This is a genomic window from Arthrobacter sp. U41 (genome assembly GCF_007679325.1).
Taxonomy (GTDB): Bacteria; Actinomycetota; Actinomycetes; order Actinomycetales; family Micrococcaceae; genus Arthrobacter.
Genome location: NZ_VEGI01000004.1, coordinates 1 through 23,013, shown reverse-complemented (window position 1 = coordinate 23,013; position 23,013 = coordinate 1). Strand labels below are relative to the sequence as shown.

The 23,013-nt window shown below is 65.2% G+C and carries 24 protein-coding genes; 10 read left to right on the top strand and 14 right to left on the bottom strand.

The genetic code is table 11. The features are described from left to right. Window positions 1-189: 189 nt before the first annotated feature. Both FS787_RS12935 and FS787_RS12930 read right to left on the bottom strand, forming a co-directional pair. Window positions 190-2,793, bottom strand: coding sequence for a hypothetical protein (locus tag FS787_RS12935; protein WP_144672857.1), 2,604 nt, complete (start codon window positions 2,791-2,793; stop codon window positions 190-192). Between the two features lie 28 nt (window positions 2,794-2,821). Next, on the bottom strand, window positions 2,822-3,250 hold the full coding sequence (locus tag FS787_RS12930) for a hypothetical protein (protein WP_144672856.1): 429 nt from the start codon (window positions 3,248-3,250) through the stop codon (window positions 2,822-2,824). A 1,546-nt stretch (window positions 3,251-4,796) separates the two neighbouring features. Here FS787_RS12930 and FS787_RS18270 point away from each other — a divergent pair. Continuing rightward, window positions 4,797-5,669 (top strand): uracil-DNA glycosylase family protein, encoded by an 873-nt coding sequence (locus tag FS787_RS18270; protein ID WP_144672855.1) that lies wholly within the window; start codon window positions 4,797-4,799, stop codon window positions 5,667-5,669. A gap of 39 nt (window positions 5,670-5,708) precedes the next feature. Continuing rightward, window positions 5,709-6,476: a hypothetical protein gene (locus FS787_RS12920; RefSeq protein WP_144672854.1), complete on the top strand. Its 768-nt coding sequence runs from the start codon at window positions 5,709-5,711 to the stop codon at window positions 6,474-6,476. A gap of 22 nt (window positions 6,477-6,498) precedes the next feature. On the opposite strand, the gene FS787_RS18175 is transcribed toward FS787_RS12920, so the two are convergent. Together FS787_RS18175 and FS787_RS18170 are read right to left on the bottom strand one after the other, a co-directional pair. Continuing rightward, window positions 6,499-6,636, bottom strand: coding sequence for a hypothetical protein (locus FS787_RS18175; RefSeq protein ID WP_260982541.1), 138 nt, complete (start codon window positions 6,634-6,636; stop codon window positions 6,499-6,501). Continuing rightward, window positions 6,620-6,775 (bottom strand): hypothetical protein, encoded by a 156-nt coding sequence (locus FS787_RS18170; protein ID WP_260982540.1) that lies wholly within the window; start codon window positions 6,773-6,775, stop codon window positions 6,620-6,622. Before FS787_RS18170 ends, FS787_RS18175 begins: the two co-directional genes overlap by 17 nt. 338 nt (window positions 6,776-7,113) lie before the next feature. Between FS787_RS18170 and FS787_RS12910 the strand changes: the two genes are divergently transcribed. Then, window positions 7,114-7,962 carry a triacylglycerol lipase gene (locus FS787_RS12910; RefSeq protein ID WP_144672853.1) on the top strand — a complete coding sequence of 283 codons (849 nt, stop codon included), beginning with the start codon at window positions 7,114-7,116 and terminating at the stop codon, window positions 7,960-7,962. A 31-nt stretch (window positions 7,963-7,993) separates the two neighbouring features. Here the strand turns inward: FS787_RS12910 and FS787_RS12905 are convergent, their stop codons facing one another. Then, on the bottom strand, window positions 7,994-9,574 hold the full coding sequence (locus tag FS787_RS12905) for an alkaline phosphatase (protein ID WP_144672852.1): 1,581 nt from the start codon (window positions 9,572-9,574) through the stop codon (window positions 7,994-7,996). A 152-nt stretch (window positions 9,575-9,726) separates the two neighbouring features. Continuing rightward, entirely contained in the window at window positions 9,727-10,206 is a 480-nt protein-coding gene (locus FS787_RS12900; RefSeq protein ID WP_144672851.1) for a hypothetical protein, read from the bottom strand. Window positions 10,207-10,541: 335 nt separating this feature from the next. Here FS787_RS12900 and FS787_RS12895 point away from each other — a divergent pair, with 335 nt between their 5' ends. Continuing rightward, window positions 10,542-11,747, top strand: coding sequence for an acyltransferase (locus FS787_RS12895; RefSeq protein ID WP_144672850.1), 1,206 nt, complete (start codon window positions 10,542-10,544; stop codon window positions 11,745-11,747). Window positions 11,748-11,971: 224 nt separating this feature from the next. Continuing rightward, complete coding sequence (locus FS787_RS12890) at window positions 11,972-13,015, top strand: DUF6226 family protein (RefSeq protein ID WP_144672849.1); 1,044 nt, start codon at window positions 11,972-11,974, stop codon at window positions 13,013-13,015. Between the two features lie 79 nt (window positions 13,016-13,094). Here the strand turns inward: FS787_RS12890 and FS787_RS12885 are convergent, their stop codons facing one another. Continuing rightward, window positions 13,095-13,496: a VOC family protein gene (locus FS787_RS12885; RefSeq protein ID WP_144672848.1), complete on the bottom strand. Its 402-nt coding sequence runs from the start codon at window positions 13,494-13,496 to the stop codon at window positions 13,095-13,097. 38 nt (window positions 13,497-13,534) lie between these two features. Then, window positions 13,535-13,957: a helix-turn-helix transcriptional regulator gene (locus tag FS787_RS12880; protein WP_144672847.1), complete on the bottom strand. Its 423-nt coding sequence runs from the start codon at window positions 13,955-13,957 to the stop codon at window positions 13,535-13,537. 267 nt (window positions 13,958-14,224) lie between these two features. Here FS787_RS12880 and FS787_RS12875 point away from each other — a divergent pair, with 267 nt between their 5' ends. Beyond that, on the top strand, window positions 14,225-14,428 hold the full coding sequence (locus tag FS787_RS12875; RefSeq protein WP_024365339.1) for a cold-shock protein: 204 nt from the start codon (window positions 14,225-14,227) through the stop codon (window positions 14,426-14,428). Between the two features lie 112 nt (window positions 14,429-14,540). Here FS787_RS12875 and FS787_RS12870 read toward each other — a convergent pair whose 3' ends face one another. Together FS787_RS12870 and FS787_RS12865 are read right to left on the bottom strand one after the other, a co-directional pair. Continuing rightward, entirely contained in the window at window positions 14,541-14,891 is a 351-nt protein-coding gene (locus FS787_RS12870; RefSeq protein WP_144672846.1) for a DUF6176 family protein, read from the bottom strand. 144 nt (window positions 14,892-15,035) lie between these two features. Continuing rightward, a complete protein-coding gene (locus tag FS787_RS12865; RefSeq protein WP_144672845.1) occupies window positions 15,036-16,856 on the bottom strand; it encodes an SARP family transcriptional regulator in 1,821 nt (606 codons plus the stop codon). Between the two features lie 131 nt (window positions 16,857-16,987). Here FS787_RS12865 and FS787_RS12860 point away from each other — a divergent pair, with 131 nt between their 5' ends. Both FS787_RS12860 and FS787_RS12855 read left to right on the top strand, forming a co-directional pair. Then, window positions 16,988-17,182 carry a hypothetical protein gene (locus FS787_RS12860; protein ID WP_144672844.1) on the top strand — a complete coding sequence of 65 codons (195 nt, stop codon included), beginning with the start codon at window positions 16,988-16,990 and terminating at the stop codon, window positions 17,180-17,182. Window positions 17,183-17,393: 211 nt separating this feature from the next. Next, a complete protein-coding gene (locus tag FS787_RS12855; RefSeq protein WP_144672843.1) occupies window positions 17,394-18,218 on the top strand; it encodes an MBL fold metallo-hydrolase in 825 nt (274 codons plus the stop codon). Window positions 18,219-18,278: 60 nt separating this feature from the next. Here the strand turns inward: FS787_RS12855 and FS787_RS12850 are convergent, their stop codons facing one another. Next, window positions 18,279-18,689 (bottom strand): hypothetical protein, encoded by a 411-nt coding sequence (locus tag FS787_RS12850; RefSeq protein ID WP_144672842.1) that lies wholly within the window; start codon window positions 18,687-18,689, stop codon window positions 18,279-18,281. Window positions 18,690-18,776: 87 nt separating this feature from the next. Between FS787_RS12850 and FS787_RS12845 the strand changes: the two genes are divergently transcribed. Continuing rightward, window positions 18,777-19,214, top strand: a complete 438-nt coding sequence (locus FS787_RS12845) for a VOC family protein (protein ID WP_144672841.1) — start codon at window positions 18,777-18,779, stop codon at window positions 19,212-19,214. Window positions 19,215-19,330: 116 nt separating this feature from the next. Here the strand turns inward: FS787_RS12845 and FS787_RS12840 are convergent, their stop codons facing one another. The 3 genes from FS787_RS12840 to FS787_RS12830 all read right to left on the bottom strand — a co-directional run bounded on the left by FS787_RS12840 (window position 19,331) and on the right by FS787_RS12830 (window position 21,293). Further along, entirely contained in the window at window positions 19,331-19,888 is a 558-nt protein-coding gene (locus FS787_RS12840) for a hypothetical protein (RefSeq protein WP_144672840.1), read from the bottom strand. A gap of 179 nt (window positions 19,889-20,067) precedes the next feature. Further along, complete coding sequence (locus FS787_RS12835) at window positions 20,068-20,250, bottom strand: PspC domain-containing protein (protein WP_144672839.1); 183 nt, start codon at window positions 20,248-20,250, stop codon at window positions 20,068-20,070. A 149-nt stretch (window positions 20,251-20,399) separates the two neighbouring features. Further along, entirely contained in the window at window positions 20,400-21,293 is an 894-nt protein-coding gene (locus FS787_RS12830) for a glucose 1-dehydrogenase (RefSeq protein WP_144672838.1), read from the bottom strand. 200 nt (window positions 21,294-21,493) lie between these two features. On the opposite strand from FS787_RS12830, the gene FS787_RS12825 reads away from it, so the two are divergent. Beyond that, on the top strand, window positions 21,494-22,765 hold the full coding sequence (locus FS787_RS12825) for a plasmid pRiA4b ORF-3 family protein (RefSeq protein ID WP_186329193.1): 1,272 nt from the start codon (window positions 21,494-21,496) through the stop codon (window positions 22,763-22,765). Window positions 22,766-23,013: the final 248 nt, after the last annotated feature.

The window sequence follows — 23,013 nt, the reverse complement described above, 5'->3', positions numbered from 1 at the left end:
GAAGTCCCGAGCCACGAAAGGGGGCCACCTTGACTGGTCTCCAGCACGATGCCGACGGCTTCATCCGGTTGATTCCATGGCCGGTCTTCAAATCTGCAACTGGGCTGACCGCGCCGGCGTCGCGGATCGCCGCGGTGGAGTCGTGGTGGACGCCGTGCAGTACAGGTGGTGAAGATCGTGTCGGGGAGCTCAAGGCAGCAGCGGGGCTGGGCCGGCCATGTTCCATTTATCCAGTGCTCGCTCGGCCTCGGGGAATGGCAGCCAAGGGCGAGCGACCCGCTGCTTGCCGCTCGAATACGAGTCGTCATAGCGCCGCTGATTGGCAAACGCGGCGGGTGACATATGGGGCGCGAGCCGGAAATGCTTCCAGATCGGCTTAGGACCTTGGCCGTCCGCGATGATGAGGTTGGGACGCTCCCATATGCACATGCACCAGTTTCCATTCTGGCTGATGGCCCAGACTGGTGGAGGATCGGCTCGATCAATCCAGCCGGCGACGGTGATGGCAGTCAACTCCGGGTTTGTGAATTTGCCCTGCACAAAGACCCTGGTTCCACCTTGGCTCAGGAAATCCCACCCGGCTTGCACTGACGCCGCACGAGCCTCTCTGAACTCATCACCGGTCAGATCACTCTCGATTACATGCTGCACATGGTCAAGACGCAGTGTCTGAGAGTCGCGACCGACTAGCGTTCGACAGTATTCCGAAGCCAAGTCTTCGTCGAAGTGCCCAAGCTGAGTAGCCGCGCTGTCCAAAATGCTTCGATATATGATCGTTGATTCGCTTGTAGTCCGGAGGTCAGTTGCGCCCCGCATTAATGCGCAACTTACGAGAGTCATGCTGGAAACGGAGGCCTGAAGTTCGTCGGGAATCCGTTCTCCGGCCAGGTGCCGGATGAGGGTACTCATGAGCCGCAGAGGCTCTACATCCGACGAATCCCAATTGCCGGCGCTAAAGAAACTCGTGACTATACGAAGCATGGCGAGCTGAACGAACGGGGGCTGATCATCGATGCCTGCCACCCATTGGGCACATCGTTTTCTACGTCGTCGTCGATCCGCTTCCGGAGATTTGGAATGGTCCGGGGCTGGCGCTTCCGTATCCGAAACCTCCGTGATGACATCGGCGACCGTATCATCGTGTTCGTCGTCGAGGACAGCCTCGTTGTCGTCCACTAGGACGTCGGCCCATCGGGGTGGCGCTACCACCTCGTCACTCGAAGAGGGGGCAGGAGCTAAACCCAACACGAACGCAGTCAAGAGCGGGCCCTGAATGCGTGATGCAGCTTCAAGATCCCATAGCCACGGACTTTCGACGTTCACTTTCTTTTCAGCGGGGAGGGGCTGACTGGGCCCCGCGCCTTCTCCAACCGCTGTCGGCTTTGGACTAATAGAGCGCAGTGATACTTCCCGAAGCGCCGCGAAATCTTTGTCCAAGAAATCGAGAGCGCGCCCGGCATCCTGCCATAGCTCACCCGGCGTGGGCGATTTGTACGATTTTGCGCTCGACGGGACCCTGGGAGCGGCGCTGATCTTGAGTGGGTCCATGACGAACACGAGCGGTCCGCTGATTTTCGTCCCTGCTTCATGCCAAAAAAGCCGGACCCTGCTCACGGCACTGATCCCACCGGCAAACCGGACTTCTACTTGCCCTGCTTCGATCGATCCGAGCAGTCGCCATTGTTCAGGAGGGTCCCTGAACTCGGACGCTTCCAATCCCAAAATTGTCGCCGACGGGCCAGACAGCGCAATCGTCAAATCACCATCTACGGCTCGGGCTGACCTGATTGAAGGCCCCATCAGTAGTGAGGGGTAAGCCGTTGCAGTACTTGCCGGACTCACGGTGGTTGCATCGGTCGAGCGTCCATCTGGAATGGTGAGGGAGGAAGCAGGTCCCATAACTGCCGTCTCGTAGTTCCCGCCAGATGACCAAGCTTTTAATAACGCAGCGCCTGAAAGGTTTGGACTGCCGACAAGAGCTTGAGGAACTCCGTCGGAGGTCCACCAAACTACTTTTCCGTGACGGTACTTGTTCTTGAGGTTGCCTTCCTGGACCTGGACGTCAATTCCAAATTTGTCCGCACACTTTTGTACTTCGGCAGGGTCGAAGACCGTCAGACCAGGTTGGAGAAGTAAGGATGACTTCTGAGGCGCTAACCTTTCGTGCAACTTTGAAATCGCAGCCATGGCACGGTCCAGGAACGGTGCGTGCATGCGCAGTTCCGACACTGGGCCAGATGGGAGGCTAAGAAGAATCGGTTTCTCGGCGGAAGTAATGAGCGTGTGGCCCGTATCAACTGTCGCGCCATGATCGAGGAGGCGTTGTAGAAGTACGGACGTTCTGCGAACCGAATCGCTTGAGTCGGCGTCGAGCCACCGGAATTCCGCGAACCCCCCGAGCCACTCGGCAATCTGATGGAATATCGCCGGATGCGAAGTCTTGTCACCGGTAAATTGGATCCAGACCTCATCGTTATATTGCCATCCGCCTAGCGTCAGGTTGCCCGAGCCTATGGCTACCTGAACTCTCTCCTGGCCTGCAAGGATGACAACCTTGGGGTGAAATGCAGCGCGTCCTGTAATGAGGCCTACGCTATACGAGCGCCCCGCGTGTCGCACCGCCCGCGGATCGGGCGCCCAGACGTTTCCATCTGCGATGACGGACACTCGCGCACCCGTGGCCAGACAGGTGCCAAGGACTTGGGCCTCGAAGAAGGCAAGATCAACGTTGAACGTCAGGAAAAGGGCCTCCCTCGCCTGAACCTGGCCAGTCCGTTCCTCCTCCAGAAGCATCGGAAAAGGGTTTGGAATCTGTTGATAACTATCCGCCAAGTGCCTCAGCTCCTCGATCGGTGATCTGCCAGTGCTCGTTTTCGTCGCGGATGGTCAGATCGATGCCGGAGAGAATGTGCACGAGCGGGGCCCACCGGAGGGAGACGTTGCCGCCGCCCTCGTTCGAGACTTTGAAGACTAGGTCGTCCCTGAAGAAGATCCGAGTCGGAATCTTGACGGTTCCCAGCGATGCGTCGAACCTCGCCTTCCTCAGCGAGAGCCTGTTCGCCCTATGCAGGAGCAGTTCCACGACATGTTGTGCGAAGTCCCGCAGCGGGCGCCCGTCCCACTCGCGAACTCGGGCTGACAGCCAAGTCGGCGATAGCTCTTGGAGTGAGTCACTCTTCGACTCGAAATAGGGTCTGACATGGATGGGAATCCCTGCAAGGCGCATTGAACCGACGAAAAGCGTGGCCACGTGTGCTTCCATTGCTGTCTCGGATGCAGCGGACTGGTCCAGTTCCGCGGGGAGAGCTGTTCCATCGGGTGCCCAGACCGGGGGAAACGAGCGAACGTACTGCCCGACTGAGACGTTTGGTAGGACGTCGACCAACGGGGAAGAGAACTCAGATCGATGGCAAAGCCCCGGGACGGCTGCTACGAGGCCGGCCCACAGTCCTCGCCACGCTCCGACGGAGCGGTTCCGAAGTGTCACCCCCTGCCAGGCCTCTACTGCATCAAGTTGAGAAAGCAGCTCATCCTGACCGACCAAGGGGGAGAAATTCAGTGCGTCAGTCAATTCGGAATTGATGTTGGAGGGCGAACTCATTTGTATCAGCCGGAGCATCATCCGCACGGTTTGTCGCCGTTTGTCGTGATCGCTCCCCGGGTCCGCTTCATTTGCTAACAGCAACTCTCTGAGCAGAGGCCCATCTGACTCGGTTCGGGAGCCGCAGACACAGAGGTGGCTGTTCGTTCGCAGTTGTCCTTCACTTATATGATCTTGGCGCGTAATCTCAAAAAGTCCACGGAACCCGTGGTCCATGCGGCTCGCATCGAATGCCGTAGTTTGCTCGTTGCTGCCAGTAGGCATAAGCCCCAAGAGAGCTTCGGAGGCCTGATATTGACCTTTGTAGCCAATGGAACGCCCTGCATATGCACCTGGCTGAGATAGCCGATCAAGGTCGAGTCCGTCCTTGATCCTGCCTTCCAGGTATTCCGCCCCGTGGGGTCGCGGGAGCCATGCATGTTGCCCCTCATGAAGTATGGAGATCGCGGCCACCACCGTTTCCGAGCGGCGAAGAAATTCTAGTGATTCCATCTCTGTGAATCCTCGTGCCAACGCCTGATACGCGACGTAACTATGCAAACTGTAGTACCGCGCATTCCTAGTTACGGTGGTGACGCCGGGCATAAGCTCACCCACAGAACGCAGAACGTGGCGCTCTACGGATAACGGGTACCTCCCCGGATATCGCCCGTCGAGCCCTCCGCCCCAAACTGGACCTTTCACAAGTTGCATTAAATTCCTTGACTCTGATCAACCAGTTCTTGTTACGTAACTTACAGCAGATGACACTTGCACTGGGTGGACCTGACCAGGACCCTGGCGCCAGTGCTCGAATGGGCAACGACCCGGGCTGGAGCCGGTCGGAGATCCAACGCGCACCTTGCAACTTTGCCCCGGTCAGGACGGTCTCGTGGAACCTCTCACGGGCCACACCTTAACAACTTCGGAGTACCTCTAGGGCCAACTGGAAAAAATTAAGTACGGACGAGGCACGGAGCAGGAGAAATTCTTTGTGGCGCCTCGCGCCGCCGCCGTGCCTCGGCCAAGCACGCCGAGGGCTCGCCTCTGTGGGCGACATGGGCCGACGGACTTTGACTAGGCCCTCAATGGCCGCGCACCTCACTGCTCGACCATCGGTCGCGACTCCGTCGAGGCCGGCCTTTCAATCCGTGAATCGACCGGGCGCCGGTGTGGAACTGTCGCGAGAGGTAAGGAGCCGCGCGATACTTGCGAAATGAACATGCCTACCGATGAAGGAAGGGAAACGACAGGTCTTATTGGCCACCAAAAAAGGGAGCTCTGGATGGGAGGGGAGTGCCTTACGCTGGCGGACCTATGGCCGAAAAATCCGCGAGCAGTTCTCGTAGGAATCAATCCCGCTGCTACCAGCGTGGAAGTCGGGCACTACTATCAGGGGCTGGCCGGCCGGCGTATGTTTGGAATGCTTCGCGATACCGGAATCCTTGGATCGCCACGTGAGGGGCACGTAACCGGTCTTCATGATGACGACCTGGCACTGTTCCAAGGCATTGGCTTCACCGATTTGGTAAAGCGCCCGACTCCAAATGCTCGGAATCTCGAACGCGCTGAACTCGATTACGGCGCTCGACTACTGGAGAAAAAGTTAAGCGCAAACGCTTCGCCTCTCGTCATATTCGTTTTCAAGAAAACGGCACGAACACTCTTCGGCAGGTTTGAGGGTATTGGACTTTTGAAGGGTATTGAAATAGGAGGGCACGCTACTTTGTCATGCCCCACAACTGAGCGCACGTTCCGCTCAGAGAATCAACTCTTGCAAATCAAAAGAACTTGTGGGAGGAGACTTAGCACCCGCCGGTCCACATCCGCCCAGATCAGCACAGCGGCGGCGGGAGGCTCTACGCCCGGTGCACCAGCCCGGAGCCCGGCCTGCCTGCCCGACCCCGATCACCAAGGTGTTGACTCTATGCGGTCGCGGTCCCCGGTGTCGGGCGGATGCTTCCGGGCTTCCAGGAAGGGCCCCGCACCGAGGCCACGCGGGCTGGTCGACGCTAGCGCCAAGGTCCGGTTCCCCCAAAGTGCGGGACAATGGAAGTCCCGAGCCACGAAAGCGGTCCACCTTGATTAGTCTCCAGTACGATGCCGACGGTTTCATCCGGCTGACTCCATGGGATTAAGCCGTGCCGGCGGCGCCGGCCATCTCGATCCGCTGCTGTATCCGTGGGACCCGCCGGTGGCCTCGGGTGTCATGGACGGCGAGGAATTCCGGCCCCTTGAGCTTTCGGCCGGACTGGATGAAGCCCTCGCGCAAGCCGGCGCGGCACCGCTGGAGGACCGCTCCCGGGTGGTCTCCATCGGCTCGAATTCGAGCGCCGACGTGATGCGGCGGAAATTCGCCAACTACCACCGGCCTGTCAGCGCGGTCCTGCCGCTGGTCCGGGGGCAGCTCCACAACGTCGCCGTTGGCCACTCCGCCCACGTGAGCAAGGCCGGGTACATCGCCGCCGCCCCGTATCCGCTGTTGGGAGAGTGCACAGCGGTCTGGCTTTCTTGGCTGGACGATGTCCAACTGATGGCCCTCGACGACACGGAGCCCAACTACCGGCGGATCCGGCTCGACGGCGAGGCCTGCCCGCTCGTGGCGGACCACGGGGACCGTCCGGAGGAGTTTTCGCTGTTCACCTCGCGCTGGGGCGTGCTGACCGACGGCGACGGCGGGAAGCTTCCCTTCCTCGACCAGCCTGCCCTCTTCGGGCTCCTCGCCGGCAGCGGCACCGGTGACCTCTTGGAGGAGGGGAAGTCCGTATTCGACGGGCCGCCGGAGCTTGTTGCCGAGCAACTCGCGATGACCTCGGTCCAGGCATGGGCCACAGAATGGTTCAGCTCGGCCGGCCTCGCCGCACCAGTGGACTTCGCCGGGCATCGCGCCGGGTAGCCACCCCTCTGGAACGTCGCCTTCACCGGGCGGCGATGTCCCCGGCGATGTGCTGCGCAATGTACTTGGCATCGCGGCCCACGCCCGCCACGATGGACGAGCCGTGCCCGGTCAACCACGGCAACCCGACGGCAATGTAGCTGTCAGACGTCGGCTTCATCCGGGTAGAACGCCGATTCCACCAGGGCCAGGCGTTCCGGAAGGTCATCGCTGAAGGCGAGATCGCCGTCGTCGGCTGCTTCCAACTGGCCGTACGGCGGGACGCTGCGCCGAGTTCGTGTGCAGCTATGCGTATTCACGCGGCCAGAGCGCGAGCACTCATCGGAATGCCCGGCTCCTGTTCGCCGAATGATTTTCCCTGCAATGAACGTTTGTGCAGGCGCGGTTGGCAGTTTTCCCAGGCCACCCTCCGGCGAAAAGAAGCTACTGACCAGTAGCTTTGGGTCGCGGGGGAGCATCATCTCGCGGCGGACAGGGTTCGCCCGCGGAACCGGCTTTCGTGCACATCCGTGCAAATCCATGGCCGGACCGGGCTGCGGGCTGCCTACGTTTGAGTATCCGGGCAATCCTGGCTGACTCGCAGCACAGGGATTACTGCTGGCCCGCTGCCCGCTGACACACGAACAAAGAGGTTTCTATATCACTGCTCACCAAAGTCCTGTCCACTGCTGCCGCTGCCGTCCTGGCCGGTTCCCTGGCCGTGGCTCCCGCCCATGCGGGAACTGTTGAGCTGTCCCCGCCGGGTGCCAATGACTGGTCCTGCAAACCCAGCGCTGAGCATCCGTATCCGGTCATCCTGGTGCCCGGAACCTTTGAGAGCATGGCCAAGAACTGGTCCACCCTCTCGCCATACCTCAAGAGCGCCGGGTACTGCGTCTTCGCCCTCAACTACGGGGAGACTAACGGCGTGTTTGCCACCGCACCGGTCGCGGACTCGGCGCAGCAGCTCGCGCCGTTCGTGGATAAGGTGCGTTCCGCCACAGGCGCCAAGAAGGTGGATCTGGTGGGCCACAGCCAGGGCGGCATGATGCCCCGCTACTACATGGGCTTTCTCGGCGGCGCCAAGAATGTCAATCAGCTCATCGGTATCGCACCTTCCAACCACGGCACTGAAGGTGTGATCGTCCCGCAGCCGGGCGCCGTCCCGGATCCCGACTACACCGGTCTGGGCTGTGCCGCCTGCGCAGACCAGCAGGCAGGGTCGGCTTTTATGCAGAAGCTCAACGCCATCGGCGATACGGTTGCGGGACCCTCCTATACCGTCATCTCCACGGTGTACGACGAAGTGGTCATTCCCTACAACAGCCAGTTCCTCAACGGGCCGGCGCGGCAGGTCACCAACATCACCATTCAGGACAAATGCCCGGCCGACGCCTTCGAACATGACCAGACGCCGAACGACCCCGTGGTGCACCAGATTGTGGCCCACGCACTGGGCAAGGTGTCCGGGCCCGCTGACCCGGCATACCAGCCCAAATGCATCTAGCAGTGAGTGGCGACGGCCCGGGGGAGTGGCGCTACTGCAGCCCCGGCACCCCGTCCCGAATCTCAAACGACGCCTTCGTGGAAACCGGCGCTCCCGGCGTTGTGACGTAGTCCAGCGTCCGGAAGTCCGCGGTCATCGCGTCCTTGGTAATGCGGGTGTTCACGTAGCCGCGGTTGTCGTTGTAGAACTTCAGGTGCGGGTTCCAGGCCATCACCGGATCCGTGGTGGAGCCTGAGCCGTTGCCGGTGGACGTGATGGATGTGCACACCAGCTCCGAACCCACCACCGGAGAGGCCGGGTCCTTGTAGTCCACCTTGACGTCGTTGGCCCAGTTGCGGTGCACGTCTCCGGTCAGGACCACGGCGTTGCGCACGTTCGCGTCCACCCAGCCCTGCGTGATGCGGCGGCGCGACGCGGCGTAGCCGTCCCACCCGTCCATGGAGACGTCGTCGATCTCCGGCGCCTGGTTCCGGTCCCGCTCGGTGAAGAACACCTGCTGGCCCAGGATGTCCCAGCGCTGGGTGGAGTTCCGGAAGCCGTCCAGCAGCCATTTCTCCTGCTCCGCGCCGGTAATGGTGCGGTCCTCGGCCATGCGCTCGGCCACGTTCTTCTTCCAGCCGTCGCCGGCGAGCTGGTCGTCGCGGTACTGCCGGGTGTCCATCATGTGGAAGTTGGCCAGCTGGCCCCACTGGATGGTGCGGTAGATCTTCATGTCGAACCCGGCCGGCACGGACGAGCGCCGCAGCGGCATGTTCTCGTAGTAGGCCTGGAACGCGGCGGCGCGGCGCTGCCGGAAGTGCTCCGTGGTGTCGTTCAGCTGCCCGGCGTCGGTGTTCTCCGGGACCTCGTCCGCCCAGTTGTTGTCCACCTCGTGGTCATCCCACACCACCAGCCACGGCGCCACCGCGTGCGCGGCCTGCAGGTCGGCGTCGGACTTGTACTGGGCGTGCCGCTGCCGGTAGCCGGCCAGGCTGGTGGTCTCGGGACCTTCGTGGTCGCGCGGGTTGCCGCCGCCGATCACGTAGCTGTCCTTCTTGTACTCGTAGAGGTAGTCGCCCAGGTGCAGCACCAGGTCCGGGTGGTCCTGCGCCAGCCGGGCGTAGGCGGTGAAGTAGCCGTGCTCGTACTGCGCGCAGCTGGCGAACGACATGGCCAGCGCCGCCGGCGTCTCGTGCAGCGCCGGGCTGGTGAGGGTGCGGCCCACCGGGCTGACGTGCCGGCCGGTGCGGAACCGGTAGAAGTATTCGCGTCCCGGCCGCAGGCCCCGCAGCTCCACGTGCACCGAGTGCGCGGTCTCGATCCGGGCCTGCTCGACGCCGCGGGCCACTACCGTGCGCATCCCGGAGTCCTCCGCCACTTCCCACGCCACCGCCACGTTGCGGGACGGCATGCCGCCCAGGCCGTCCCCGGCAATGGGGTCCAGCGCCAGCCGGGTCCAGATCACGAAGCCGTCCGGCCACGGTTCGCCGGAGGCGACGCCCAGCAGGAACGGATCGGCGCGGAGGCCGGCGTCGTCTGCAGTGGAAACGGCGACGGCGGCACCCGGCCAAGCGGCGACGAGCCCGGCCCCAAGGCCGGCGGAGAGGACTGACCTGCGTGAAATGTTGTCCATGCCGTCGACCGTACGGCGCCCGGTTGGACAGGTTGCAAGTGCGATGTGAATGAGCGGTTAACTACGTGACAAGAACTGTCGATTGGGTTTCGGCGAACTCGGTTTCATCAGGCATCCGCGGGTATTCGATTCGTCAAGCCCGCGGCGCGCACCTACCGGTACCAGCCCACCGCGCGGTCGTAGCTGCACTCCAGTGCACCCGTTCCGGGGGCAACCCCGCCGCCGGAGGGGAAGTATATGGCACCGAAGTCCGCGCCATCGGCGTCGATCCGGCCTTGGGCCCAGATCTGGGCGGCTTCCAGGTCCTTCTCGGGGATGGATTCGCGGGTGCTGTGACCCCCGCCGAAGTGAATGTCCAGCTGATACGTCCCTGGTTGGGAGGCCCCGGCGTGATGGGCCGGATCCTGCTCATCGCGCCTGCTGATGAGGACTTGGGCCGAGGCATGGAGGATGGAGGGCTCGCTGGCCTGATTTCCGTGCTCCTGCTGTTTCATCCGCAGCCCCGAGACGACGCTTTCCACGGTGTCTTCCTCCGTGACGACGTAGGCGGAACCGTTGGCGTCGGCCTCTGAGCCGCCGACACTTTTCAGATGCTGCCCGAATTGTTCGGAGCTGGACTGGCTGGAAGTCATGCACCCTCCCTGAGGGTTTTCGCGGCGGGCGCCGACCGTCTCACCCTAAGCCCACGGGGAGCATGCAGCCCGGTGATGCGGGACTATTTCTCGGGGAGGTCCACCTCGAGGGGGCATTGGCATCCGAACGACCCTCGGCAGCGCACGACGCCGACTCCCCGCGGGCGGCCCCGACGTCGGACAGCGCTGGCCCGCTGTGGTGGGGAATGGGCCTTGGCGGATTGCTGGCAGCGGCCGGCGGAGTGTTCGTGCTCCTGCGGCGCAGGGCTTTCCGGCGGAACGTGAGCTAGCCAGTCGCCTCGAGGCAAATGTAACGAACTGGTAACATGAGGTGAATGCGCTCTAAGTCTGCCCCTTCAAGAGTCACGCAGCTGGACGGCCTCAGGGGGATTGCCGCCCTGGTGGTTGTCGCCTGCCACGTGGTGTCGACCCTCCCTGGAATCGGGACCGCTGTGAACGACGACCGCTCCGCGGACCTCACCACCGCGGAGGCGTGGGCTGTCTTCTCCCCGCTGCATGTCCTTTGGAACGGCACGCCCGCCGTCCACGTGTTCTTTGTGCTCTCCGGCTTCGTGCTGGTCCTGCCGTTTACCAGGCCGGGGGCGGCGAGGAGCTGGGCCCAGTACTACGCCAAGCGCTTTTTCCGCCTGTACCTACCGGCGTGGGCGTCCCTGGCGGTGGCCGTTGCGTTGATTGTCCTCATTCCCCGGTCGGCGTCGCCGCTGCAGAGCTCCTGGGCGGATATGTTCGTGATCGAGCCCAGCGTGGGCCAGGTACTCAAGGACGGCCTGCTCCTGCTGAGCGCGAGTACCATCAACACGCCGCTGTGGTCGCTCAAGTGGGAGGTCGCGTTCTCCCTCCTGCTCCCGGTCTATGTCCTCATCGCCCTCCGCTGGCGGCGGTTCTGGCCCGTGAAAATCGGCATTGCCCTCCTGCTGGCTGTGATTGGAGCCGTGCAGGACGTGGAGTGGCTGTCCTATCTGCCGATCTTCGCCATCGGGGCGGTCCTGGGCGCCGAGCGTGAGCGGATCGGTGAACTGACCCGGTCCGTGCCCCGATTCGTCTGGTCCTTCGTGGCCGCCGCGGGCATCTTCCTGGCCAACGCGGAATGGATCAGCCCCGAACAGCCGGTCCCCGGCGTCGAGGCCGTTGTGACGGTGGGCGCGGTGCTGATCGTCCTGCTGTTTATCTCCTGGGACCCGGCCAAGCGGCTCGGTGACACGGCCGCGGCGCAATGGCTGGGACGGGTGTCCTTCAGCCTCTACCTGGTGCACCTGCCCATCATCCTGGCCGCCGTCACCCTGCTCCGATCCGTGTCGCTGCCGCTGGCGCTCGCCGTTTCCGTGGCCGCCTCGTTGGTGGCCGCGGAACTGTTCTACCGCTACGTGGAGCAGCCTTCCCACCGGCTCTCGACGGCCGCCGGGCGCGCCGTGGGACGCCGAACCAGCGCAGCGCCCCGGTTAGCCCCGGCGGAATCCCCGGTCGCGCCGGCCAGCCGGCCCGTCCGGGCAATGGCCGGCGCAACGTCGGGACAGCGCTAGGGAACCTCAGGTGCCTCAGTGGCGCACCAGGTACGTGCGGGCGTGCGGGTCGGTGTCCGGCCGGGCGACCACCGTGTGGCAACACCCACGGTTCCGCGGACTACGATCGCGGTATGGGGACGACAGGGGACTTGTTCGAAGGACCACCCGCCGGATTGCCGGCGCCAATGTCACGCGGCAGCGCGCGGTACCGGGAAGGGCCTGGCCCAGCGGTTGTCCGCCATGTGGGAGGCTATGCCCCGTTCGTTGAATTCTGCGCGGCGCATGGAGCGCGGGCCGACGAACTGGCCGCTGACCCCGAACGGCTCATCTGGTTCCTGCGCACGGTCGGCTCACAGTTGGCGGAGGACGCCAGGCTCAGTGCGGCTGCTGCGGTCTTCGCCGGGAACACCATCGCCCGGCTGCGGCCGGACGCGCAGTGGACCGCCTACGAAGGGGCCCCGCCCACGGTGGGAAACCGGGAGAAGGGGATCGAGGTGGACCGCCTGCTGGAAGGTCTGCGCAGCGCGGACGACGCTGAGGTGCGCGGGCTCGTTTCCATGCTGTTGGACTGGGCCGGGGACGAGCTGGATGCGCCCACGGCACTGCCGCCCCGCCCGGCACCCCCGGCGGCTGGGCAGCCCCGCTACGTCCGGCCGGACCTTCCCACGGAGACCTACTACTCCCACGCGGGGGAGCCCATTCCCTATGGCAGGCAATGGGGCGCCGACGGGCCCGACCCGGATTCCTACAGCGTGGACAGCCACCCCGAGCGTTTCGCCGGGCTCCACCTCGTCGCCCGCGCACTGATCGACCACCTGACGGCGGTGTACGACGTCGACGTCCAGGACGATCCGGTCCATGCCGGGGAGCTCCTGATGGAGGGCAAGGGCGTTCTGCGGGCTGTCAAGGTCACCCCGCGGGATCCCGAGGAGGCGCCACTGACGTTTGTGCTGACCGGATATCCGGGAGTCATGGTGCACGCCGGCGTGCTGCACGACTTCCCGTTTCCGGTGTGCGGCTGCGATGCGTGCGACGAGACGGCCGAGACAGTGGCGGACCGATTGGAGATGCTGGTGCTCACGGTCGCGGCCGGCGGCTACAGCGAACGCTACCCGGTGGGCCGCAAGCGGTGGAGCGAATACGCACTGGCCGCGTTCGACGGCTCCGGCTCGGAAAGCGGACAAGGCGAACCCGCTTGCGTCAACGCGGCCCGCCTTCACGACGCCGAGGTCAGGCTGCGGGAGGTGACCGGCGCGTGGAAGCCCTGGCCGCTGCGCCGGAGCTGACGCCGGAAGCCCGGACCGGCATCGCGGCGGTTCCGCGGAACCGCGGCGCCATCGGCGGCGCCGGTCGCCGCCGTTCCCGTCAGGCCTGGTTAAACCGGACCATGTTGCCGGACGGGTCGCGGAAAGCGCAGTCGCGCGGGCCCCAGGGCTGGACGATGGGTTCCTGGAGGACCTCCGCGCCGGAGGCCCGGACCGTCTCGAACGTGGCGTCCAGATCGTCCGTGCGGAACACAAGGATGGGGAGGGCGCCCTTGACAAGCAGTTGCTGGAGGGCGTCGCCGTCGTCCTGGGAGCGGCCGGCGTGCGGCTCGGACAGCACCAGCTCCAGATCCGGCTGGGCCGCGCTGCCGAGGGTGACCCAGCGCTGCCCGTCCGAGCCGACGTCGTTGCGGACTTCCAGGCCGAGGACGTCCCGGTAGAAGGCGAGCGACTCGTCGAGGTCATTGACGGTGATTTGTGAGTACTGCAGTGAAATGTTCATGTCTTCCACGCTAGGGCTGCGGCTGCCGGAGCGCTTCTTCAATCCTGCTCGGCTTGCACAGCCTGCTTCCGGGGCGGCCGGGTGCGCAGCCGGGCAATGCACGGCGGCATCGCGTTCACCGCGTGGTGCTCCCGCGACCGGTACTCGCTGGGCGGCATGCCCACCATCTCGGTGAACCGCGAGCTGAACGATCCCAGCGACGTACAGCCCACCTCCATACACGCATCCGTCACGCTGGAACCGGCCCGCAGCAACGCCATGGCGCGTTCGATCCGCCGGGTCATGAGGTAGTTGTACGGCGTTTCGCCGTAGGCCGCCTTGAACTGGCGGGAGAAGTGCGCCGGGGACATCAGCGCACCCGCAGCCATGGTGGGCACATCCAGCGGCCGGGCGTAGTCACGGTCGATCAGGTCCCGGGCCCGGCGCAGGTGCACCAGGTTAGCCAGCTCCTGTGGTGTCATGCCGCCATTCTAGATCGAGCGACGTCCCGGCGGGGGCCTGAATGGGGGCGGCGGGGGCCCCGCCGTCGTCCCGTGAAAACCGTTTGGTAAGCCGCCCCGCGAAACTCCTGTAGTGTTGATCCTGTTGTTGTGTTTATGCAGTTCGTAGTTCAGGCAGTACGCAAGGTTGCAAGACCTTGTTCTTCTGAAGCAGCGGTTTTGAGCACCCCACACCGGAGGACCCGAAAGTCGGGACTTTTCCTCCACCTTCACGAAGGACAAAAAATAATGGCTACTGGTACCGTCAAATGGTTTAACGCTGAAAAGGGCTTCGGCTTCATTTCCCCCGATGACTCCTCACAGGACGTCTTCGCACACTACTCCGCGATCGCTTCCTCCGGCTTCCGCTCCCTCGAAGAGAACCAGAAGGTCTCCTTCGAAACCGAGCAGGGCCCCAAGGGTCCCCAGGCCGTAAACATCCAGGCTCTCTAAGACTTAGCTTTCAGCTAACTCTTCTGAGTCCGGAACCTTACAGGTTTCGAGCAGGGTCCGTCTTTGACGGGCCCTGCTTTTGTTTAACCCGGGTGTGCTTCGTCAGCCGCCCTCAGCCGTCGGCGCGGTAGTCGAAGAACAGCGTGGCCGGGATGGGCCCGGCCAGCATCTCCGCCGTCAGCCCGTGCACGCTGACCAGATGCTCGCGGAACCACACATCGTAGGGATCATCCGAGGCGGCGAGCGTCTGGAAGGCCTTCGCAAGATCCTCGGCCTCATGGAACAGGCTGACGAAATCCCCCTGCGGGGTCTGCACCAGGCTGGCGACTTCCCGCGTGACGCCCATGCGCTTCCTCGAGCGGGCATGTTCCTCCCGGCGCGGGCCGTTCATCTCCGCGTCGAGCGACTTCCACTCCTCCAGTTTCCCGGGCAGAATCGGCGCGAACCACGTAATGCATTCCATGACAAATGTCCTTCCACGCAGTAGTGAGCACGGTGGCAATTCCATCGGTACAGCTGCATGGTAGTCCCGTGTTCGACGGCGGGACAGGGCTTCCGGAACCGGCTCCGGACCCGCTGAACGGCGGCTAACTCACCGCCGGCCTTCTCAATGCGCGACGACGTGACGCCCGGCCAGGAACGCGGTCAGCGCCGGGTTGTCGATCTCCTTCGCGAGCCAGGGCACCGACTGGGCCGCGGCCTCGTCACCGAGGGCCGCCCGGTGCGACTGCGCCCGGACCACAAACTCCCGCATGCCGCTCTTGCTGGCCAGCGCGGCCAGCCGGTCCACGAACCCGGCGGCCCGCGGGGAGCCTGCGGCGAGGGTGACTTCCGCCGCGGTGTCCAGCAGCCGGGCCGTGTACCAGAGGTACCACGGCTTGGGTTCCAGGCCCCGGTCGATCCAGTGCTCGGCGGCGGCCAAATCGCCGTGCGCCAGGAACAGCCGGGCTTCCGCCCCGGCCGCCAGGGCCATGTAGCAGTGGTCGCCGGCCAGTTCGGCCATCACCCAGGACCGGTCAATCAGGGCCGCAGCCTCTTCCAGCCGCCCGGCGGCCAGGTACGTCTCGCCGCGGACCCCGGCGACAAACGGTTCGAACGCCGTCCAGTGTTCCGCCGCCACCGACTCCAGCGCCCGGTCCAGGGCGGCGGCCGCCAGTTCCAGGTCGCCGCGCAGCAGGTGCACGCGGCCCAACAGCGCCTCGCTGAACGCCAGCTGCCGGCGGTTCCGGACCGCCCGGGCCAGCCTCCGGGATTCCGCGAAGGCAGCCACGGCATCCCCATAATGCGCTGTGTCCGAGGCCAGCATGCCCTGGATCGCCAGGATCCGGGCCTGCTCCTCCGGGATTCCCTGCGCCGCCTGCATCGCCCGGTCCAGCCAGCCGGCCGCCCGGTCCGGCACTCCGCGCTGGACGGACAGGTAGCCCAGCTCGCGGTAGGCCGCAGCGGCAGTCCGGGAGACGCCGTCGGGCGCTTCCGCCGACAACGCGCGGTGCAGGAAGTCGGCCACCTCGGCGCCGCGGCCGCCGGCCTGGTGGATGAGCGCCCCGGCCAGTGTCACCAGCGATTCGGCCACGAGGTGCCGGTCGGGGTTTGGTAGCCCAGCGCGCTGGGCCAGGACGACGGCGAGGCGCAGCTGGTCGAGTCCGCGGTCGACGGCGCCCGCCGACAGGGAGGCGCTGCCGGCGTCGAGATAGGACCGGACGGTGGCCACGTTGGCGTGGAGCTCGGGGTCGGCCACCGGCGCGGAGTCGGACAGGGCGCGCCGGACCTCGGCCGGCAGCGGCAGGCCCAGCTCGCGGTGGTACAGCTCCGCGCACTTGCTGACCTCCTCCCGCGCCCGCCGGTGTTCGCCGAGGGCAACGAGCGCCTTCACCAGGACGGCGGTGCAGTCCGCGTGGAACGCGTCCCGGCGCAGTGCCAGCGAGGCGAGTTCGACGGCGTCGGCCGGAGCGCCCGCGGCGAGGGCGGCCAGCGACGCTTCGTACAGCAGCGACTGGACGCAGTTCTCCAGCCGGTACCGCTGGTCCGCCAGCCAGGAATCGAAGACGGCGTTGTCCGCGAAGGAGAGCCCCTCCAGCAGCTGGCCGTTAGCCGTCCGCGGGTCCAGGCCGTGGCCGTTGGCCGAGCCCACCAGCTCCACGGCATCGCAATGCCAGAGCGGCAAGAGGGTCAGCCGCAGCGGGTCGCCGGTGATGGAGACGCCGTCGAGGGTCCGGCGCAGCTCGGACAGGTTCCAGCGCAGGGCGCCCAGCGGATCCGCGGCGTCCGGGAAGAGCAGCATGGCGGTCCGGGAACGGCTGACGCCGTCCGGCTGCAGGGCGAGGTAGGCCAGCACAGCCCAGGCTTTGCGGCCTTTGGGCTGTGGGGGAGCGGCGCCTGCGGACTCGATCTTTGGCGGACCGAGGAGCCGAATCCACGTCTCGGCCATAGGAACAATTTTACGCCCCGGGGCCCGTCGGCGTCCCGGGAATCCAGTCCCGGGGGACTCACACGGTTGCTCACACGGAGGGTTCCGACACTGGAGTCATCCAATCCGCTCTCCACCCGAGGAATCAAAAAATGGAACTGTTCGTAGTCCTGCTGTTCGGACTCGTGATTGTCGCCGGCACCGCCACGGTCCGCGCCGTACTCAAGGACGGGCACGGCCACCACCCCGTGGTGCGGTCCACCGAGTTCTGGAGCGCCGGGAACCTGCCCAGCGAACCCTTCACGTCGTCGCTGGCCTGGTACCTGCCGGGGTCGAGGGTCCAGTAGTTGCTGACTTTGACGATCGCCGGGGATTCTTACGGGGCGGCGGGCCGGGGCCCGCCGCCCCTCTTTGTGCCTGGCTAGGGGAGGTCGGGCTTCGTGGCGGCGTTCCGCGTTCGCCTTCTCGACGGCGGCTCGTCCGCTGGTGCTTGCGATATGCCACCGGCAGGCAATACCGTCTCGACCAGCGGTGCACACCACAAGCGGAAGGCGTTTCATGCTGAAGCAAGTCGCAGAGGGCGTTCTGGTTCACGAGAGCGAGTTCATCCAGAGCAACTCCGTAGTGGTGCAGGGCCGGGCCGGTGTGCTGCTCATCGACCCAGGCATAACGGGCGGCGAAATGGCCGGCATCGCGAACGACCTGCGCGAGTTGGGCCAGCCCGTCGTGGCAGGGTTCTCGACGCATCCTGATTGGGACCACGTGCTCTGGCACCCGGACTTCGGCGACGCGCCCCGGTACGGTACAGCCCGTTGCGCGGCCTCCATCCACGATGTGCTGTCGCAGGAGGACTGGAAGGCCCGCGTGGCCGAGGGGCTCCCGCCGGAGTACGCCGAGGAGATCCCGATGGACATGCTCGGTCTTATTACCGGGCTGCCCGCCGGAGCTGCGCAGATTCCTTGGGACGGCCCCACAGTCCGCGTCATCGAGCACCAGGCCCATGCCCCGGGCCATGCAGCGCTGCTGATCGAGGAGCGCGGCATCCTGGCCGCCGGCGACATGCTGTCCGACATCCTGATGCCGTTCCTCGACTTAGAGGCCGCGGGCCCGATCGAGGACTACCTCGCCGCGCTGCTGCTCTTCGAGGGTGTGGCCAGCGACGTTGTCGCCGTCATCCCCGGTCACGGCTCAGTCGGCGGAGCCGGGCAGCTGCGGGCACGAATCAACCAGGACCGCGCGTACGTGGCGGCCCTGCGCGACGGCGGTGTTCCCGACGACCCGCGGGTCGACCCGTCGGCCCCTTTGGAGTGGCTGCCCGACGTGCATCGATGGCAACTACAGCGGCTCGCCCAAAGAAGCGGGCGCGATGGAATGCCCGCCTAATGGCCTCGCACCGGACACTGCGGGCTGTCCCGCCCAAGTCTCCCTGGTGGTGGTCTGCGCCTATCGCCGCTTGTAGGGTTCCACTCCGTGATCCAGTCGTGCCCACAGGGAGTCACGCTCGGCGCCGGTAACTAGGGTCGCGTCGAGACCTACCATGAGGCCGGTTCGAGAATCGAAAGTGTCAAAGTGCCCGGCCCGCAGATCCTCCGCGACAGGCCAGTCGGGTCCGTAGTCCTCTTCCAGGTACTCGTGCTCGCCGTCGAGCCAGTGCATCTGAGTCCACATCCGCTCCTGCTTGACCCAGAGGAGGGGAAACGACCGCATGGGGCTGACCGAGGCGGTCACCCAACCCTTGGCCTCGCCGTTCAGCGACAGCCCCCACACCGCATCTCGGAACAGATCCAAGCTCGGGTCCTTCGGCCAGTCCGTTTCGTCGAACCACTTGTCGAGCTTCTTGTCGAGCCATCCCATGGATCAGTTGTAGCAGCCCGGAACGAATCCGGAGCGCCGACGCCCTCGCCCCTGGAGGTAATCGGTCCGCGTTGGTAGCTTCAACGCATGGCCATCAAACTTGAGAACGTCGGCATCGCCGTCCGCGACCTCGAAGCAGCAATCGCCTTTTTCACCGATCTCGGTCTTACTGTCATCGGCCGTGACACGGTCAGCGGCGAGTGGACCGACACCGCCGTCGGACTTGATGGCAACCACGCCAACATCGCGATACTTCAGACGCCGGACGGTCACGGTCGGCTGGAGCTCTTCGAATACATCCACCCCGAAGCGATCGAGACGCACCTGACCCGTCCCAACGACATCGGCATGCACCGCGTGGCCTTCTCGGTCGACGACATCGACAAGGCCCTTGAGGTAGCTGCGAAGCACGGATGCAATCCGCTGCGCGGCGTGGCGACCTACAAGGACGTCTACAAACTCACGTACCTCCGCGGGCCCAGCGGAATCCTCGTGATGCTCGCCGAGAAACTGAAGGAAGACTGACACCCATCGGATTTGAGACAAAAAACCGCGGCCTTGGCCGGATACGACGCCAGCAACCCCAGCCGTGAACTAAACCTTCGGCCGTCCCAACCGTTCCACGGGGCCGCTGTGCTGCCCTACCTGGTGACGGATCCAAGGCCCAACAGGCGGAGTCCAGCCCTAACCGGTTGAGGCATGAGAGCCCGCTTTTTATAGTGCTCTCGCAGGTCGCGTAGAAGTTGCTCATATTCGGACCGGTCAAAAGTAAAGGAGCGCTCCGGGAATGGCTGAGGCTCGTCGTCGTCGGCGTCGCCCTGCCAGCCGAAATTCTGCCACGTTACTGTCTGCGGCGACAGGGTCAATTCCATGCTGAGCGCCCCGCACCACAGGTCTCCGCAGACCGGGCAGAGCAGGACAGAAACGCGCCCGTCGTCGTAGTCTGCCGGCAAGATTCCAAGCAGGCGGTCAAGGTAGTCCATCACTGCCTTGGGCCGCCAATCATCGCGCAGGGCTGTGGTTTCGTACAGCGGCTTCTGCTCCCAGTCCTCAGGGACATCCAGCAAATCCCGCAAGGGCCGATCGTTTACGAGGAAGTCAAGAAATGGCAGCGGGCGCTCACGTTCGTCATCGCCCTTGGACTCAATCCAGCTCGACGTCGAAGGCGCAACGGTGAGTCGGGATACTGCGTTTTCCATCCATCCAGTATCCCGCCCTGACGTTGCAGTCGGCTGGAATGCTCCCGGACTCGCCGTATGCGGAGCGAGCGGCAGGGCTCAGCGCGCGAACGAGAACCTCAACGAGGGTGTGCCGCAATCTGGTCCCAGCCCCGGGCGTCGCACGCCGGCTGTCCGGCGGCCGCCTTCGTACCCGGTTGTTAGCGGGACTTGGGGATGATGATCCACAGCACGATGTAGACGATCTCGCCGACGCCGAACAGGCCGAAGAACACGAAACCGATGCGGACCAGTGTCCGGGAGATACCAAAGCGGTCGGCGAGGGCCGCGCAGACTCCGGCGATGATTTTGCGGTTCCGTGGCCTAACGAGTGATCGTTCCATCCAGCCAACGTAGCAGTGTGGGCCGGTCATGAGAACATCCCCGGCCCACGAACGACAAAACGCCAGCGGGCCTCCTCCGGCGGCAAATGCCGCACCGGAAGGGCCCGCTGGCGTTCCGTCCGCGCCGGGACGGCGCCGTGAAGCCGCGCCTATGGCGTTGGCATGCCGCCGTTGACGTTGAGCGTCTCGCCGATCACGTAGCTGGACTCGGCCGAGGCCAGGAACACGTAGGCGGGGGCGAGTTCGGCCGGCTGGCCGGCGCGTCCCAGTGGCGTCTCCTTGCCAAACTCCGGCAGATCCTGGGTGAGCTGCCCGCCGCTGGGCTGGAGCGGAGTCCAGATGGGGCCGGGCGCCACCGCGTTGACCCTGATGCCCTTGGGTGCCAGCTGCTGCGCCAGACCCTTGGTGAAGTTGTTGATGGCACCTTTAGTGGAGGCGTAGTCCACCAGTGTCTCCGACGGGCTGTACGCCTGGATGGACGTCGTGTTGATGATGCTCGACCCCGCCGGAAGGTGCGGCAGCGCCTCCTTGGTCAGCCAGAACATCGCGTACACATTGGTCTTGTAGGTGTGGTCAAACTCGACGTCGGTGATGTCGCCCAGCGCTTCCTGCGCCACCTGCTTGCCAGCGTTGTTCACCAGGATGTCCAAACCGCCCAGCTCGCGCACGGCGGTCTCCACCAGCTGGCGGCACATCGCCGAGTCCTTGAGATCGCCGGGAACCTTGACGGCCTTCCGCCCGGCCTTTTCAATCAGCTCCGCGATCCGGGCCGCGTCCTCTTCCTCCTCCGGAAGGTAGGACATAACGACGTCGGCGCCCTCGCGGGCGAAGGCGATCGCCGTTGCGGCGCCGATCCCGGAGTCCGCGCCGGTGATGAGTGCCTTCCGGCCCTCGAGCCGGCCGGTGCCGCGGTAGGTGTCCTCGCCCAAGTCGGCCTTGGGCATCATCTTGGAGTCCAGGCCGGGTTCCGGCTGGCTCTGCTCGGGCGGCTCGATCTGCTCGTACGCCGTGACGGGGTTCCTGAACGTGTACTGGTCAGTCATGGTGCTCCTCGGGATCGTCTTGGCGCGGACGGCTCACACCGCCGCACGCATGCTAAGCATGCTTACCATCTACCCTAGTCACGACGGGGGCAGGCTCGCAACGGGGCGGGTCCGCGGCGGGGGAGGGCGCGGTGGGGGCGGGCCCGTCGCGCGGCCCGGCGCGGGGGCCTCGGCGCAGCCGTTCTGGCACAATGTCCAGCATGCACACCACGGGCACGGCCATCCCCAGCGCAGTTCCCGCTTACGATCTTCGCGTCAGCATCCAGGACACCGAACCCGAGATCTGGCGGCGCCTGCTGGTGCCTGAAACCATCACCGTGACGGAACTGCACCGGGTCCTCCAGGCGGCCTTCGGCTGGGAGAACCGGCACCTCTTTGGTATCCGGGGTGTGGACCGGCACGGCCAGCCCCGCGTCATCATCGGCCCGGACGACGCGGCCGAGGAGATGGGCGACGAGCCGGCGTCCGGCGTCGTGCTCTTTGAACTCTTGGACGCACAGCAGGCCGGGCCGGCCACGTTCGAATACGAGTACGACTTCGGCGATGCGTGGACACACCTCTTCCAGGTGATGGGGCCGGCCGAACTGCCAGCCGGCACCGTGCGCTGCATCGGCGGCGCCAACCGGGGTCCGGTGGAGGACGCCGGCGGGACCTCCGGCTACTCGCGCCTTATCGAAGCGCTGGCCGACCCGGCTGATGAGGACCACCAGGACCTCTCCGACTGGTACACGTTCGCGACGGGCCAGGACGCCGGTACCTTTGCGCCGTACGCGTTCGACGCCGATGCACTCAACCTCCGCCTCGACGCGCTGGCGAAACGCCTCTGGCCGGAACCGCCCACGGACGAGGAGGTCGACGCCGTCGTCCGCCCCGTGCAGTGGCTGCTCACGCAGGCGGGCGCGGACGGACTGCAGTTAACCCAGGACGGCTACCTCAAACCCGCCGTGGTGCGCCAGACGGTCAGCGAGCTGGGGTGGGACTACCGCTGGCCCGGAGCGGCGAACCGCGAAAGCCAGACCCTGCCCGTTCTGGTGCTCCGGCAGCAGCTCCAAGCCTGGAAACTGCTGCGGAAGAGCAAGGACCGGCTGGTCCTGTCGCCGGCGGGCCGCAAGATGCACGACGGCGGCCGCCCCCTCTGGGATTACCTCGCCACTGTCGTGGCTTTCCCGGCGGAAGCGGCGACGGCCCTGGTGACCCGCATCGTGGTGCACTGGCTGCTTGAGGGCTCCACCCCGTCCTGGGACGAGCGGGAACGGATCATCGCGGACATGCTGAACGCGGCCGGCTTCCGGGTGGACAACGGGAAGCCGGTGCTGCTGGCCGATGCCCGGGAGCTCTATTCGGACGTGCGCTGGACGTTGGACTGCCTGCAGCTGAAAGTCCCGGAACGCACCTTCAGTGACGTGGCGGCCCTGACCGACGGCGGACGAAAGTTCCTGATGCAAGTTCAGGAGCTGCTCGAGGGCAGGTGAGAGCTGGCCTGCTGTGTGCGGGGGCCCTGCGTTGAGGGTGTGAGCCAGTACACATAACCCCGATTTCGCCGGCTTGGCCGGGGAGGGCCGCCTGGTGGCCTGATTGCCGCGGCATTCCGGGGTTTTTGGGGTGTGGGTGGGGGTGTGGTGGGTGGATTTGTGCCGGGTGCGGGTGGCGTGTATTGTTGTTCGAGTCGCCGCCGCTGATGCGGAAAGATAGCGACCGACCCCCTTCTGAATGGCCTGAA